This window comes from Alcanivorax nanhaiticus, from assembly GCF_000756665.1.
Taxonomy (GTDB): Bacteria; Pseudomonadota; Gammaproteobacteria; order Pseudomonadales; family Alcanivoracaceae; genus Alcanivorax; species Alcanivorax nanhaiticus.
In genome coordinates this window covers 136,224-152,437 of record NZ_ARXV01000007.1, presented here as the reverse complement: position 1 = coordinate 152,437, position 16,214 = coordinate 136,224, and the positions used below count along the sequence as shown (strand labels likewise).

9 protein-coding genes are annotated in these 16,214 nt (G+C 58.4%); 3 read left to right on the top strand and 6 right to left on the bottom strand.

Annotation, left to right across the window (positions count from 1 at the left end; all coding sequences use genetic code 11):
• Nucleotides 1-376: 376 nt before the first annotated feature.
• Nucleotides 377-1,687 (bottom strand): ammonium transporter, encoded by a 1,311-nt coding sequence (locus Y5S_RS10520; protein WP_035232833.1) that lies wholly within the window; start codon nucleotides 1,685-1,687, stop codon nucleotides 377-379.
• 73 nt (nucleotides 1,688-1,760) lie between these two features.
• The gene (gene glnK, locus Y5S_RS10515) at nucleotides 1,761-2,099 is read right to left on the bottom strand and encodes a P-II family nitrogen regulator (RefSeq protein WP_008930504.1); all 339 of its coding nucleotides are present in this window, start codon (nucleotides 2,097-2,099) and stop codon (nucleotides 1,761-1,763) included.
• A 630-nt stretch (nucleotides 2,100-2,729) separates the two neighbouring features.
• Here glnK and Y5S_RS10510 point away from each other — a divergent pair.
• Nucleotides 2,730-2,978 (top strand): accessory factor UbiK family protein, encoded by a 249-nt coding sequence (locus Y5S_RS10510; protein ID WP_035232829.1) that lies wholly within the window; start codon nucleotides 2,730-2,732, stop codon nucleotides 2,976-2,978.
• A gap of 121 nt (nucleotides 2,979-3,099) precedes the next feature.
• Here the strand turns inward: Y5S_RS10510 and Y5S_RS10505 are convergent, their stop codons facing one another.
• Nucleotides 3,100-3,996: a hypothetical protein gene (locus tag Y5S_RS10505; protein WP_156107717.1), complete on the bottom strand. Its 897-nt coding sequence runs from the start codon at nucleotides 3,994-3,996 to the stop codon at nucleotides 3,100-3,102.
• Between the two features lie 174 nt (nucleotides 3,997-4,170).
• Here Y5S_RS10505 and Y5S_RS10500 point away from each other — a divergent pair, with 174 nt between their 5' ends.
• Complete coding sequence (locus tag Y5S_RS10500) at nucleotides 4,171-4,974, top strand: RNA polymerase sigma factor (protein ID WP_156107715.1); 804 nt, start codon at nucleotides 4,171-4,173, stop codon at nucleotides 4,972-4,974.
• Between the two features lie 61 nt (nucleotides 4,975-5,035).
• Entirely contained in the window at nucleotides 5,036-5,824 is a 789-nt protein-coding gene (locus Y5S_RS10495) for an anti-sigma factor family protein (protein ID WP_035232824.1), read from the top strand.
• 250 nt (nucleotides 5,825-6,074) lie between these two features.
• Here Y5S_RS10495 and Y5S_RS10490 read toward each other — a convergent pair whose 3' ends face one another.
• From Y5S_RS10490 to Y5S_RS10480, 3 genes are all read right to left on the bottom strand, one after another.
• Nucleotides 6,075-8,138 (bottom strand): caspase family protein, encoded by a 2,064-nt coding sequence (locus Y5S_RS10490; protein ID WP_197055134.1) that lies wholly within the window; start codon nucleotides 8,136-8,138, stop codon nucleotides 6,075-6,077.
• A 48-nt stretch (nucleotides 8,139-8,186) separates the two neighbouring features.
• Nucleotides 8,187-15,338, bottom strand: coding sequence for a CHAT domain-containing protein (locus Y5S_RS10485; RefSeq protein WP_035232821.1), 7,152 nt, complete (start codon nucleotides 15,336-15,338; stop codon nucleotides 8,187-8,189).
• Nucleotides 15,339-15,689: 351 nt separating this feature from the next.
• Nucleotides 15,690-16,133, bottom strand: a complete 444-nt coding sequence (locus Y5S_RS10480; RefSeq protein WP_035232819.1) for a hypothetical protein — start codon at nucleotides 16,131-16,133, stop codon at nucleotides 15,690-15,692.
• Nucleotides 16,134-16,214 lie beyond the last annotated feature (81 nt).

The following is a 16,214-nucleotide window of genomic DNA, read 5'->3' as shown; positions in this document are numbered from 1 at the left end:
ATAGCACAGGGGGCACAGAGCCCACGGAGATTAACACCCTCTTTATCCTGTGCCCGATCTCGGCAACCAGCGCGGTAGAGGACTTCAGCGCAGGAAAATTTCTTCTGCACCTGTGGGAGCGGCGGTTCCGCCGCGAAATACCCTGCCAGGCGCTACCGCGCATCGTGGCCGAACGTCCACTCCCACAGTTGCAGCAGTTCGTCCAAACGCTGAAGTCCACTCGCCCACGGTATTGCCCTTGTGGCGAGTCGGGTTTCCCATCAGCTGTCTGGCTGAATATTGCTTTTCCGCTAATCCGCGATGAACCAAAAAAAAGCCCCGGCCAAGTGGCCGGGGCTTTCATGTTGCGTGACGCGTGTTGCTGGTTGCGTCTTTTTTAGCCCTTCACAAACTCCGGGTAGGCTTCCATACCGCAATCTGCGATATCCATACCCTCGTACTCTTCTTCTTCGCTTACGCGGATACCCATTACCACTTTCAGGATGCCCCACACTACCAGGCTGGCAACGAATACCCAGACGAAGATGGTAGCGGCACCAGCCAACTGACCCAGGTAAGTCGCAGCGCCTTCCTCAACACCATCAACAACCTTGTAGCCGTTGGTCACCGGTACCAGCATCAGACCCAGGAAGCCAGCCACACCGTGAACAGAGATGGCACCCACCGGATCATCGATCTTCAGCTTGTCCAGAGTCAGGATGCTGAACACCACCAGTACACCACCCAGAGCACCGAACAGGGTTGCCTGCAGGGCAGTCGGGGTAGACGGCTCAGCGGTAATCACCACCAGGCCAGCCAGCGCGCCGTTCAGCAGCATGGTCAGGTCAGCCTTGCCGAACAGGATACGAGCAACAATCAGGGCAGCAATCGCACCACCAGCGGCAGCAGCGTTGGTATTCATGAAGACCACCGCCACAGCATTGGCATTTTCCACGTTGGAGGTAGCCAATACGGAACCACCGTTGAAGCCAAACCAGCCCATCCACAGGATGAAGGTACCCAGAGCGGCCAGCGGCAGGTTGGAACCCGGGATAGCGTGTACTTCACCATTCGGACCGTACTTGCCTTTACGAGCGCCCAGCAGCAGAACACCAGCCAGGGCAGCAGCAGCACCAGCCATGTGCACGATGCCGGAACCAGCAAAGTCACTCCAGCGAACAAAGGACATGTCTGCAGGACAGGTATCGCCGGGAGTACCCAGAGTGTAAAGGCCAAATACGCCACACTCGCCAAAGGAACCCGCTACACCGTTACCCCAAGTCCAGGAACCAGATACCGGGTAAATGACAGCGGTCATTACAACGGCAAATGCCAGGAAAGCCCACAGCTTCATGCGCTCAGCAACAGCACCTGACACGATAGACATGGCAGTAGCAACGAACACTACCTGGAAGAAGAAATCAGCAGAAGGCGCGTAGGTCCACTCATCCGCTACACCATCACCGGTAATACCGGAAAGGAAGATGTCTCCTCCGTACATGATGGCGTAACCGCAAATCATGTACATGGTGCAGGCAACAGCGAACAACGCTACGTTCTTGGTAAGAATTTCAGTGGTGTTCTTGGCGCGAACAAGGCCGGCTTCCAGCATGGCGAAACCTGCCGCCATCCACATCACCAGCGCACCACTGACCACAAAATAAAAAGTATCTAGTGCGTACTGCAACTCAAAAGTCGAATTTTCCACAATGCAACCCTCCGGAAATGGAAGCGTGTTTTTTCAAGCCCTGGCATGGGTCGATTTCAAAACACGGTAAAACTTAAATCGCGTCCTCGCCGGTCTCGCCGGTACGGATACGAATGGCCTGCTCAAGGGAGGTAACGAAGATCTTGCCGTCACCAATCTTGCCGGTATTAGCGGCTTTCGCGATGGCTTCAATTACCTGGTCCAGAGAGGACTCGGCGATGGCCACCTCGATTTTTACCTTAGGCAGGAAATCAACAACGTACTCGGCACCCCGATACAGCTCGGTGTGACCTTTCTGGCGTCCAAAGCCTTTCACCTCGGTAACGGTGATGCCCTGCACGCCGATCTCGGAGAGTGCTTCACGCACGTCATCCAGTTTGAACGGCTTAATTACGGCAGTAACCAGTTTCATTTCATTCTCCTCAGCTTTCACCGCGTCCGGTGACGTCCGTTTCACTTCGAGCCCCGAAATGGTTCCCGATCCACAGCTTGCTCGAACGCTCTGACCCAATAAGTGCACGACCCATGCCAGTTTTTGAAAATCATGCAATTTCAAGGGGTTACAAACACCACCGTCCTTTGAGGCCGGTGGCAGCGCGCCATTATAGCGCACCGTTTTGGGGCGGGTTCCAGTTTGGTGCAAACCACCATGCAGGCTCCACGCTGTGCCCCAAAGTCACTCACCGTGCTACCATCCCGTCCGGATTACAAGGGAGTCTCTGAATAACTCCTTGCGTACTCAGCGCGGCCTGAAGCGTGCAGCTGTTGCGCCTTGTCTCGATGGTCAGGGTGGTTCCCTTTCCGAGAGACAAGGCGCAGCAGATGTGCGCTTCAGGCTACGCCCTCCGGGTCTTCCAGGCTGGCCCGCACTCGTTGTTGCGCTTTTTCGACAGGCAACCAGCATGCCATCAAAAGCGCGCCCCTCTTTACCTTTGCCGAGGGGGCGAACCAGCCTGAAAGACTGAGCATGCAAGGAGTTATTCAGAGGCTCCCCAGGACGTTGTGCACGCCATTACCTATCCACGACCACCGCGGAGTTTTCATGCCAGATCTGCCTATTATTGACCGCCTGATGGCGGATATCAGCCGCCGCCTGCCTGCCGACCTGGGCAGCCTGCGCAGTGAAGTGGAACGCAATGTTCGCAGCGTGCTGGCAGAAACCGTTAGCCGGATGGATCTGATCACGCGGGAAGAGTTTGATATCCAGCAACAAGTACTGATGCGCACCCGTGAAAAGCTGGAAGCACTGGAGAAGCAGGTAGCCGAGCTGGAGAAGGGCACCGACAGCTAAGGCTGAGCCTCTTTAAAGCGGTATTTACCACAGAGATCACAGAGCACACTGAGAAAAAGAAGGCTCCAATCTCAGTGCACCCTGTAATCTCTGTGGTGAAAATCTTTTGGATGCGGGTCTTTTATCTCGCTGGCACCGAGCGCCGCGAATACCCCACCCCATAAGGCGTCGCTTTTTCGGTCTGGTAATAATCCCGTACGCCGGATTCCCAATCCCGAAGCACCCCATCCACCCCCGCCAATAAACCGGTCTGGATACCCTGCTGATAACGCTGAGCCGCAGAAGTGGAGAGGAAACTTTCATAGCTGGCCAGTTTTTCCAGCGGCAGATCACGATAAGTAAACGCCAGGGACAGCAACGTCTGCTGCTGCATCAGTTGCAACAAAGGCTCACGATGCTCCTCCAACTGAGCCTCCAGTGCGGCAGTGTCCACTGCGGCATTGGGGTGCGCGGCAATTTCCACGGCAATGTGGTTAGCCTGCATGGCTTTTTCCTGCAATTTCAATCCCAGCACTGTAGCCTGCATCAACCCATCCAGGCGACTCGCCGCCTGCATTCTCTCTTTGTCTGCCAACAAGGCAGGCGCCGCTGCTTTCAATGCGGACAACACGCCATCTTCCAACCCTTGCAGTTCAAGCTGAGTGATACGCTGCCCCAGCGGCGAGCTAAACCACAACAAAAGGGTTTCCCGATCACCCGGCTGCAATACACGCTCCACGCCAATCCTGACGTGCTCATAGATCACCTCGGGACGGAGAGACTCCATGGCAATATGCTGAAGTACCTCGCGCTCTTCCTGATCCAGGCCCGGGTTCTGCTCCAGTGCGGCGTTAACCATTTTTTCAAACACCGGCATCTGGGCATCAATCCCCGAGTCGATCAACAATCGGTCAACGGAGGTATCTTGTTCGGCATGACTCTGCGGCATGCCCGCCAGCAGCAGCGCCAGCAGCAGCACATAGCGAATAACCCCGTTAACCGGAACTGCATAAAAGCGGTATTCCATTTTTCTTTCCATCACTGAATATTCCACTTACCAGCCTAGCCGCTTCTGGATATTCCAACCAGTGTCTCGCTGGCGCATCTGACTCGCCAGCCGGTTTTCTGGCCGACCGGTTTATGCTTGAATCACCTCCATGAATCGCCTTCGGGGAGAAGGGCCGTTACTCAACCAGCCGTGGACAACCCAGCCTTGACGATCGACTGGCCTGCCATCGTTTTCAGTGAACAAACGCAAGGGCGTATCCGTGCGCTTTGTGAACGTCGCTTTGGCCACACTGCCGATGCCGAAGTTGCCAGCGATTATGTGCTGGAACATCTTTCCAGCGGAGACTGGGCACAGTGCCGCAAGTTCACCGGCAAATCCCGACCGGAAACCTTTCTCTACACCCTGTGCAGCAATCTGGTGGAAGAATACGCGCGCAAAAAGTTTGGCCGTATCCGCCCACCATCCTGGCTGCAGCAGCTGGGGGATACCTGGCTGACACTGTGGAAATTCATCTGCCTGGAACGACAACCCGTACCGGTAGCTATTGATCGCCTGGCCGGTGAAGATGACGCACTGCGTGACCGCCATGCCCTGACCGACATGGTGAAAACCATCAAGGCACGCCTGCCCTGGTGTGGCCAGCAAAGCGGTGAAATTCCGCTGGAGGAATATCACCAGGACACTCCCGGCGACGATGACAACAGCGATGATGGGCTCGAGCCCCTGCTGTTGTTACTGCACCAATTGGTGCTGGAACAAACCGGGGAACCATCATTATCCGCTTGGCAAAACCCGGATACCTTGCAGGCACTGCGAGGCGCCATCACGCTGAGTGACGAACAACGGCTGATCCTGCGCATGGCCTACGTGGACGGACTCAAGTTCAGCGCCATTGCGCGCAGTCTGAATCTACCCACTCATCAACCCGCGCGACTGGCACAGCGTGCCGTGGCACATATTCGCGAGGTGCTGGCATCCCGACAGTTACTGCCGGAGGGTGGAGAATAATGCATTTTGTCTGTGTTCATCCTGAGCATCTGTCCATCTCAGTAGTCAGGGGTAAACGACTATGACATCGAACACATCAGGCCAGCGGCAGGACGAATATCTGAGCCGAATTGCGCTGGCACTGACACAGGCGCAGCCCGCACAGGGTAGCGAGCCGGATGATGAGGATCTGGCCGCACTGCTGGACAACATGCTGGACGCCACCCGGCGCAAGGAAGTCATCAGCCATCTGGCCAATAACCCGGCGCTCTATCAGCGCTGGCAGCAGTTGCTGGCCAATCATGATCTGTGGATCAGCAACAATACCGTCACCAGCATCGCTTCCGCCGGCACAAAACGCCGGCGCTGGTGGCAGCCCGCCGGCGGCGTGACGGCAGCCGCCGCCGCGCTCTTCGCAGGCTGGCTGGTGATCAAACCCGGCCACGACCTGCTGACACTGGATCAGGCCTATCAGCAGTTCTCTCCGCAACTGACACGCTATCTGGATGACCAACCCTACATGCGAGCACTGCCCATCGCCGTGGACAGCGAAGTGACCGACATTCTTGCCGGCATTTATCAGGGACAACAGACCCGCAACATGACCACCAGCTTTGCCGGTATTGGCCGCGCCCAACTGGTACTGGCCAGCGAGGAATACCAGCAACGGGCAGGCAGCTCTCCTACCCTCGGCTTTGAATGGGGCCGCTGGCTACTGCTCAGCCATGCCATCTGCAGCGCTGATCCAGACAGCCTGACGCTGATTGCGCCACCGACGCCGCCAAACGCCGAAACAGCGTTGCCGGAGCCACTGAACTGCGCCTTCGTGGATACTCAGGTCAGCGCCCTGCAGCAACTCCTGAAACAGTAGCCCCTCACCACTGCTGCCCAGAGTTTCACGAGGCTCACCCCCCTTCCTTCGCAGGAGCTCTCTGCGGCCTTTAGCCGCGGAGACCCTGCCATACAGATCTTCCCCTGCAAGCAGGCCCCTATGGACCGCTGTCTGCGGAAGCAGAAATCCGCTCATTAGATGATGTTCCCGCAAACAGGAAAACTCGCAGGCTTGGCCGTTCAGCGGGGCACGAACACGCCAATGCACGCTGAGAGACAAGCAATAGCCTCTATCGGCTAACCTGCCAGGAAAACAGATTGATGGCTGCGGAAGGCAAGGGCGCGGACAAAGATGCCATGCTATCCCGCAGGCTGACATTGAGAGGAGACTGCTGCAGGTAAGCCAGGTCCTGACTGACCCCCACACCCGGCACACTGCTGACCATCAAGTGCTCCATGCCTACCGTGTCCAGATTCACCACCCACTCAAAGTGCAATGACTCACCACTGGCCAAGCGATTGGGCTGACCACTGTCAGGATAAAGTTGCGTGACGCCGTATTGGCTATCCACGAACAGAATGCTTACGTCCTGCGGCTGAGCACTCAGATTGGTCAACGCAAACAGAATCCGGTCGCCCTCTTTCAGGATCGGCCGGTCATTCACGGAAAGCGGTTGCTTTTCGCCATTACGCTCCACACGAAACACCTGCCTGAGTATCGGATCGGCACCGGGTAACGATTGCACGCTGGCCAGCATGCGCGTGACCTTGGCTATTTTCATCAGTCCTGTCTTCAACGTTTGTTTCAGACACTCCTGCAATGGCCAGCGGCTGCATTGCGCTTTGTCTGGCACAGGTATATTCAATATCCGCTGCGGCAAGCGGGTGTCGATGCAATGTTTGCGTGCCGATGGATCAAGCACCTGCTCCTCACAAGGCAGGCTTTGATCCGCCCGGAGGAACCACAGATACCCATCAAACTGGCTTACCAAAATATCGGCCCGCTCCGGCTCCGTCAGCGTCATGCCGCTACCGGAGCCGGACAGCATCTTCAGCCAATTTTTGAGTTGTGCCTGCTGCCCAGCAGACGATGAACTTGCCGGCAGCACGGCCACATTCACGTTATCGCTCGCCACCGGTTGCTCAAGCTCAACATAAACAGTTTCCGGCCAACCTCTGGCAGCGTCATCGCTCAAGGTCGCCCAGCTGCGTAACGGCGTTGCGCCGTTGAGTGTTACCCGCCCTAACCGCTTGCGTGTTTTCGCTATGGGGGAATCAAATACCGCTACCGTGGCTCCGCCATTCAACAGCGACAAGCTGCCCGCATGCACCTGCAACTCACCGTTTCCAAACGATGCAAAATAGCTGGATGGCACCGGGCTATCGTCATTGAAAAGCGGCTTGTTCATGTCGCTGGCACTGAACAGCGGTTGAGTCGATAGCCAGGGCAAACTCTGATAGCGGGACAGCACTTGCTGCGCCAGTTGCTGATAACTCAACTGCGGATTGGCCGCCATGACTTCCATGAGGGTGTAAGTAAACAAACCATGAAAACGCCGTTCCACCGCCTTGCGCGGCAACTTCATCTCCGGCGTAGTCTGGGCGCTTTGTGCGGCCGAAAACGCAATCAACTCACCCCGGGGCTTGCCTTGTACTGTATCCCGAGTGGAGAAGTCGGCCATCACATCCCGGTCAGTTATTTTCACGCCCGGGGCCACGTCTGGAATACCCAACACGTCACCGCCCACCCGACGATAACGGACTTCCGGAATGGCGCTGGCACCACGAGTCATGGTGCCCGAGTAACAACTATCGATAACCAGCCACACATCGGCACCACGGTCACGAATGCGATCAATGTAGACAGCGAGCTCGTCATCCAGAATGGCATTTTTCGCCGTGCCAGTAGCTCGATCCCAACCAGACACATCAGTGGGCAGAAAGATTTCATCCATGCCATCGGTTTCAGTATTGTCCGTGGCGCGTGCCGGCTGGCGACTGCCGTGACCGGTAAAGTAGAGATAATAGAAATCATCATCTTTGGCCTGTGCGGCCAGACGATCCAGGGCGGCCAGGATATTGGCGCGAGTGGGCTGGGTTTTCCCCTCTACAGTGACCAGTTGCTCGATATTGCCGTCATCAAAACCCCGCCGGCGAAGTAATGCCTCGACTATCTCCACATCATTGGCCGGTGCTGCCAGCTGTAGCCACGAGGGCAGGTTCGGGTAGTCCGCCACGCCGACCAGCAGGGCCCGCTTGGCGGCCTGCACCGGCAGCGCCGCGAACAGTCCCAACAACAACACCCCGGCACACCAGCCTCTGCGGGTGATGCCCAAACGTACCCTCGTTGGCATGATCACCGTTTCCCGTTCCTCTCCTTGTACATTCCGCTGGCCATCCATTTACGGTTTGCCAAACAGGGTAAACGCCGCCCAGGCTGCCGGATCCGCATAGCGGCCACCGCTGGCAATCAGGCTACGCTGTGCCTCCGCCATGGCTTCCAGGAAGCCGCTTTCAGGATGCTCACGCATACTCGCATAGAAAGCCTCCATCAGATTGGCGGTGGCACCGTCATCCACTTTCCAGTAAGACGCCACCACCGTAGGCACCTTGGCCAGGGCGAATGCCCGCGCCAGGGTGGCATACTCCAGCCCCGGTTTGCCGATGCCGGTTTCACAGGCTGACAGCACCACCAGATCGGTCTGATCCAGTTGCAACGCCGCAATGTCGATCACATCCAGTCGGTAGCCCTCCGCCAGTAACAGGTAACTGTCCGCTGGCACGGCCGGATCCAGACTGCCATGGGTGGCAAGATGCACCACCCGGGCGTCGCGCACTGCGGCAGCCACGTTGGTGTAAGTGGCTGCCGCGCCTTCCAGCACGGTTGGCTGGCCGGCGGACTCCGCCGCAATCCGGCTCACCTCCTGACGCGCGCCCGGCAAGCTGCCATCTGGATCTGCCACCAGAGTCAGTCCATCACTGTAGGACCCGTTTTGTTGCAGCACCAGGCTCAGGTGATACAGGGAAGGCACCACCCCGATATTGAAACGCTGGGCCGCATACTCTCGGTGCTGGCCATCTTCCGTTCCAGGCTGACGCAACAGCGCAGGGAAAGGCAGATACGTCAATGCCCCCACCGGAGTCACCAGCACCTGGGACTTGCCTTCCAGCTCCCGCTCCACCGGACGCAGCAGCTTGTCGTAAAGCCAGGCCAGGTGGTTATCCATCTGCCCCACTTCCTCCGCAGCGCCCTGCTCAGGGTTAGCCGGTGCAGACAGTCCTCGTTCCCCCGCCTCCAGATGTCGGGCGCGATAACGCATCCCTCTGACTACCAGCTCACTGACCAACTCCAGATCTGCATGGCTCACCGTCACTTCCCGGATCTGCGCCCCCTCTCGGGTCACCAGCTGGATCAACAACTTGTCCGGTGTGGGCAAATACTGCACCAGCGCCTGCTCCTCACCGAGTTGCTGATGCATGGCCGCGACTTCTCGCGGGTCCAGCTTGAGCATCTGGTAGAGGCCAAAATGTTCACTCTCCATACGTGCCAACAGGGTTTCGCGCAGCCGGTTTTTGTTGGCCAGTTCCTGCCGCAATCGTACGGCCTGGTCACGATTCTCAGCCCGGGCCACAGCCGGAGCGTCATCGCCGCGCTTGCTATCGGCGGGGGAGGCCAACGGAGCCTTGTCAGCACGCTCCAGCTTCGCCTCCAGTTCATGGATCTGCTGCTCCATGTCCTGATAACGCTGCAGCAGCTGCCCCTGTTCACTGTCCTTGGCCAGAGCCGGCAGAAAAATATTGCTGAGTGCCTGTTGCTGTTGGGTATCGCCACCTAAAAACGCCAACTGCCCGTACTGGTTATCGTTAAGCAGTGACGCCACCCCCTGGGATTCATACAGCAGCACGCCCAGATCCGTTGCCACATAGACACGGCCATTTTCGGCTACCGCCACATCGTGCACCGTGCGCCCACCATACTGGCCACGAGCTTGATCGTAAGGCAACAACTGGTTCAGGCGGTCCGGGTATAGCCAAGTGCCGCCGTGATAGAGCACCACGCCCCCCGCCGTCGGTAACAACCAGGTATTTTCCCCCGCAAAACGGCTACCCTCTCCACCCAGCCAGAACAGCGGATTTTGTTCCTTTACCGCCTGGTAGCTGGGGTCGTTCATCGCCGGGAATGCCTGACGCTTTTGCCAGCTGTCTTCCCCCGCCAGTTCACGAGCAAAGTCCTGGTTGGTGCCCACCAGCGCGGTGCGCTCATCCAGCACGGTGTAACCCGTGACAAACCAGTTGGCTGGCTTGCCCACATTGTCGAAACCGTTGCCATTCCAGCGTAATAGTCCTCCGGACAAATCCACGCCCTGATGAGCGAGATGCCGCTCATTGGAAGCAACTACCTCAATGCCTCCGTCCAGGGTTTCATGCACCCCCACCAGCAGCGGGCTGCGTGACGGAAACACCTTGCTGTCGAGCAGATAGTTGAACTCAGTGACCTGTTGATCCGCATAGCGGAACAGGGACGACCCCGCCACCACCCACAGGGTGCCACGGCTATCCACCAGCATATCGACAATGCCGCCCTGCCAACCTTCTTCTTCCACGGAAGGACGAGCACTGAACAACACCTGGGGCGTATCACTGTCCTGAGCAAAGCGCACTACCTGATAACCATCATGGGAGATCAACCGTCCCTCGGCATCCTCCGCAAGCACCCGCGCATTCACGGACGAATAAGGGAACACGGCTTCCACCGGCATATCGTTGCCGAGAATCAGAATGCTGTTCCCCGTTGCCATAAAGACCCCATCGAATGCCTCACTCATCAGCAGGTCATAGACACGGTCACGAGTCACCCTGTCGGAGTCGCCCTCCCGCCGGGTGTACACCCCTTCTTCGCTGAACAACACCAATCCCTGCTCATCACTCCAGGACACTCGCGGCCCCAGCGGCAAGCCTCCGCGTTGCTCGGCGAAGGGCAGCGGCATGGCCTCAAAATAATTTCCCTGCAGCACATTGATGCCCCGGTCAGTATTCACCACCAGCGCCTCTTCGCCTTCACCCAGATGCCAGATAGACAGTTCATGGGCACGCTTGGCCATCAGCAGATCATTCTTGCCCGCCACCAGCAGTGGCGTCTCATCCACCAGCGACCACACACCACTTTCACCATCCAGACTGTGCGCAAACACTTGATCCTGATCGAGTCGGTAGGCTCGCATCCGGCCACTGTCGAAGGCCATGCTGTTGGCGCGTCCCAGCCGGGTACGCTGATCACCCGCCCACAGCCATGCCGTATCCTCCGCACGATAGAGCAGCGCGGCTTCGCTCCCCGGCAACCGCAGCACCTGCTCAATGCTTTGCCCCTCCATTGCTGCAAGCGGCACGGGTTGACCCTCGCCATACTGTAGCCGCACCAGACCTTTCGCCGTGCCAACCCACACCTGATCATCATGAGCGGCCAGCGCCTGCACCCGAGCGGATGGCAGCCCCTGCGCCACGCTCCAGCGTTTCACTTCCCCTTCGTAGTCCCCCGCCAACGCCAGCAGGCCACGGGCGGTACCCAGCCACAACACGCCATCTTCCGTTTCTGCCAAGGCAAGAATGTTGGCCCGCTCATCCCCTGCCTCCGGCGCCACGGTCGCCGACAATCGTTGGGTGCGCGCATCCATGCCAAACCAGTGCCAGTACCCCTCGGTCAACACCGACAAGCCCTGGCTGGTGGCTACCACCACATCACCATTTTCTCGCAGCAGCACCTGCTGTTTCTCTGCCCCAGCCAATCGCTCACCCAACAACTCACTGTTGCCATAACGGTGCCAGTAGGCGGTATTGCTGAAGTCGGAACGCTGCAGGCGATGCGCGTCACGCAACAGGGTAATCGGTTCCTCACCAATCGCCGCCAGCGCCTTACGCAGTTTCGAGCGTGACTTGGCCTGCTCGGCGCTGCGTAACCAGCCATAGGCGGATGACCAGTTGTCAAAGGTCTCCTCCGGCAAGCCATGGGGCCGCACCTGCCGATACAGCTGATGCAACAGGGTGACGGCTTCTGCGCCGCGAATCACAAAACGTTTGTCGTCGGAATGCACATGCGCCGCCGTTATGGCGCGGTACAACACGTCTTCCGCTTCCATCACATAACGCGCGCTGTCGCCCACATGTGCCAACAAATATGCCGCCAGTGCCAATCCGCTTTTTTGTTCTTCGGCACTGAGGTATTCGGTTTCCTCATAGTCTTCCCGCAGCACGTCCAGTTCAGGATCATCCACCGACAACTGTGGCAGGTGTTTCACATCATTGATGCGCTTGACCTGATTCACCATGCCCAGCAGGGTCTGGAAGCTGCGGGTAATTCGCAGTGCCATTTGATGACCCTGCTCTGAATCCACCGCCAGAATTTCTCCCTGATCGTCATAACTGACCCGCAGCTCGCCAACTCCCACATCCACAATCCGCACCGGCTTGCCCATGGGGTTATAGGTGAACTGGAGTGTCGCCTCAGGGCTGATCAGTTCACGAATTTCATCATCGTCGTTGTAATGCAATGCAATGACACTGCCGCTGGAATCCGCAATACGGGTGAGCTGACCAGAAGGCGTGTAGGCCAGCTCAAGGAAGGTCGCTCCGCGGGAAAAATACACCGGCTTGCCGAACACCGGATGATCACGCCGGATAACCTGCTCCCCGCTGGGCAGCACGATTTCCACCCCCGGCATGTCGCCATCCAGCTGATAGAACACCCGCGTGCCATCTGCAGAGAGTGCACTGCGTCGCGCAGCATCAAACCACTGGAGATAACGCAACGATGTTCCGGGACGCTTGCCCTCCACCGTGTATTGCTCAAACTCCGACAATGAATCGCCAAGCTGCCCCAGGGCCTTGCGCTCCCAGGATCGCTCGATATCCAGGCCGCGAGCATTGGCATCCTTGATGGCCTTGAGCGCAACGATGGGACTGCCACCCCAAAGCAGATGTTTGTGCAGGAAGGAATTGACCACATCACGGTCATAGGGATTACGCGCCAGCATCCGGGCGCCGTAACCAAAGGTCTGGTTCGCACCCAACTCTTCGGAATAACGCGCGACCAGATCATGGAAATGGCTGGTGCTGTCACGTTGGTAGGTGCTGCGAGCCACCAGTGACTGTGCCGCACAACGGTTGTCCTTGCGCGCACGACAGAACGACTCCTGGTAGCGCAGGTAGTCCATGTAATGGCCACGGCCTTCAAGAAACTCCTGAAACGAGGCTTCGGCAGCCACCACTTGCGCATTAGCGAGACGTTGATGACGCGTCTGGTTCTCGTAGACCCAGACGTCATATAGCAACAGGGATTGGCGCGCACTCAAACGCGATGCAGCACCTTCCTCCTGCTGCTGCAAACAGGAGCGCGCCCAGCCATGGGCTCGATCCCACTCTTTCTCGCCCACGTAGTGATCCACCAGCGCCTCGCAGGCGAAAGTTTCCGTGGGGGCCGCGCTCACCGCTTCCTGCCACATTTGCGGCACTGTCTTCGCCCCGCTCCGCTCAGCAAGCTCCCAGACCGCTTTTTTCCAGGGGTAGCGGGCCGTCAACGCACCAGCCCATTGGCGAGCCGCCTGCTCGCCCTGCAACGCGGCAGTGTACTCATAGAGCGTATCCAGCAGGCGCTCCGATCCCGGCGAAGACGGCAGTATCGCCATCAACATGTTCCGCGCTTGTTGCCGCTGCCCCTGCGCCCATCGCGCGCTCGCTTCGCGCATCAACAGGGCCGCATCTCCGGGGTAAGTCGCCAGCGCCTGATTGAGCAGGGTCCGGTAATCCTCTTTGCTGCCCAGCGCCTCAAGATCGCCAAGCATCCCCTCCAGCATGCCTGCCGACACATCCCCAATCGCTGGCTCATACCGTCGAAATGCTGCAATGCTCGCGGCATGATCCCCCGTCTTGCGATAAGCCTCCAGCAGGGTAGCCAGATGATGCTCGGCAAGGTGATCAATCAACGGAGCCCCCTTCGCTGCCGCCGCCAGCGCCAACTCGGAATGTCCATCACGCAGCTCCAGGCGCGCCAGTTCGATCAGGAGTCGGCCATCTTCCGGTGCTGCCGCCAGTGCCGTTTCCAGCACCTCACGTGCACCGCCCAGATCGCCCTCATCCATCAGGCCCTCTGCGTAATAACGGGCACCTCTGGCTTGCCGATTGTCTGCGCCATACCAATACGCCAACCCCATCGACACGCGCCGGGCGCGGTCGTGCTGCCCCGTCTTTAACAACTGCTCGACGGCATACTGGCGGCGAGCATAAAAAGGAAACCGGGCGATGGCAGACAGTTGCGCCTCTACCGCTTGCGGGTAGTAACCATTGCCATTCAACGCCAGGGATTGCGCCACAAGGGCTCGGCTGTCCTGTGGTGCTGCCGCCAGGAAGCGCTCGATGAAGACCAGCCGATCACTGTATTTCCAGGTGTGCTGAGGCAGCAGAGCACGCAGGTATTCCCCAGTGAGGGTATCGCGTATCTCTTGGCGGGCAGCAAATGCCGCCGCTCGCTCACGCATGCCAGGCTGATCCAGCGCCTTCATGTTTTCGTACATCCAGACCAGCTGCCAATGATCCGGTGCCAGCGCAAGCCCTGCCTCCAGATAGCCGAAAAACGCCGGGTACTGCTGACGATCACGGGCCACCGACGCCAGCTCTGACAGCGCATACACATCACTGAGCTGATAGGAGGCTTCCACAGGAAACTGCTGCAATGCAGACGCCTCATCTCGATCCAGCGCCATCACGATGCGCGGCGTCAGCCCTAACGCCTCACGCAGAGCCGGTTCCGCCGCTTCGTACGCGCCTTCAAGCCGACGCTGACGACGCAGCGTGCTGCTCCAGATATAGGCGGCCAGGGGTTGGGGGGTTGCAGCCAACAGATCCTGCTCAAGGCTGGCCAACAACAGGGTCTCCCGGCCAGCCCAATACAGGGCGCTCCAGTAGCGAATTCGGTCATCATCAAAGCTCAGCGCGGTCTGGGCTACCGCATCAGGCAACACCGTGTTATCCAGAAGAGAGTTCAACAGGGCGAAGTGCCCCCAACTGATCGCCACTTCCAGCGGCGTCTGCCCCTGGCTGTCCTTATCCAGAGGAGAGAGACCCGCTTTCATTAACCGTGCACACAAAGCGGCATTGCCAGCCCGGGCACACCAGTGCAATGCAGACTCCCCCGCCGCGTTGCGTGCAGGCTGCCCACCACTCTGCTTCAACAGATAATCGGTAATCTCCCCATGACCACCCAGGATGCTCCACTGCAACGCCGTCTTGCCCTCTTCCCCCGTGAGGGACAAGTCCGCACCGGCCTCCACCAGCAGCACCACCGCCTCAAGATTGCCCTGCCTTGCCGCCAGCGGCAGAGGTAACGCTCCCGCGTCATCCTTCACCGACACACGCGCGGGTTCTGCCGTAAGCCACTGTTCCAGTGCCGCCGCATCGTCACTGGCCAGCACCTCACGGAAACTCTCCGCGTATGCGGGACCAGCCAACGACAGCGCGCCCCCCAATGCCCACAACAGCAAGAAGCGAGGCCATCCAGCCGCCATTGCACTACCCCAAACCGCACTCTGCATGCCCTACACCCCAATCACGTCTCAGATCACTCAATGACTAAGACGGACAATCCCGACAAATTCGACAACACCGCCAGTTGACGCCCAATATCCACCCACCCCAGAAAATAGAGAAATGCCGCAGGCCAATCAATGACAGGGGCGGCGGGCATCCCGCTCTCAACGGAAGCGCAACCGCAAAGAGGAACACATCAACGACGGAAAAGTAGCGGGGCGAAGGGCGCCCAAGGAGAGGAACGAAAGGCAGGAATAAGCAGGAAAGGGGGCGTAGCCCCCGGCCCCTCAACACCCAATTCACAGAGGGGCATCAATCACAACAAACGATTACTGAAAGGCCTGGTTGAACTTTTCCTGATCCAGATATTTCTCGAATGCCCCCATAGACTCGCCCACGGCCGGCTCATTCATCAGCTCCATCATGGCCACCTCGCCTACCACCCGGAAGGCATCTTCGAAGGCCCGAGCACCATTTTCTTCAAAAGCGGCTCTGGCCTGGCTCGGGCAATCGTCAGTCAGTAAGCGGGTTATCAATCCGCCCACATAGCGGTTCGAATCATCAATATCGGCCGGTGACGCGCTGGAATAGGGCTTGATCGTGCTGTGAGCTGAAATACTCAAAAATACCCACTTCGCCAGCTGCTTTCGTTCCTTGCCATTCAGGGATTCCGTCAGACACACCCCAAGACGTTGCGCCTGCGGCCCAGCTTGGGCAACACCGGCCAACAAAAAGGCCGCACAAGAAACCACAACTACCAGAAACTTTTTCATTCCTCTTCCCCCTCATCCTTGAAAATTCATTCTTCTGCACCCGGCCCGGTCTGCGCGCCGATACACACAACCCCGCCATAG